Raw genomic sequence first — 312 nt, 5'->3', positions numbered from 1 at the left:
CGTAAGGACAATCCGAAGTACTTCGGTCTGGGCACCACCCAGAAGGTCGGCATCAAGGATTACGTTGACACCCTGGCTCACAACCGTGCCATCCAGATGCTGGTGGTATCCGCATCTACCGATAAGCTGTTCATGTCCACCAAGAGCAACGCTACCGTTATGATCTGCCTGTTCGGCATCATCTTCGTCAACTATGCCGCATACTCCAGCTACTCTCAGATCACCTCTATCCCCATCTGCCTGATCTCCATCCTGCTGATGAACAAGATCGCACGTCAGATGGGCCAGAAGGCATCCATGCTGGTGGGTACC

The 312-nt window shown here is 53.5% G+C and carries 1 pseudogene; it reads left to right on the top strand.

Going from position 1 to position 312, the window contains the following annotated elements:
• Window positions 1-312, top strand: a pseudogene (locus P0G09_RS20940) (glucuronide permease); the annotation flags it as partial.

Source organism: Faecalibacterium sp. DFI.5.82, from assembly GCF_029076575.1.
Lineage (GTDB): Bacteria > Bacillota > Clostridia > Oscillospirales > Ruminococcaceae > Faecalibacterium > Faecalibacterium duncaniae.
Note: the sequence above shows the minus strand (reverse complement) of the source record. Positions and strands in the feature narration are given on the sequence as shown.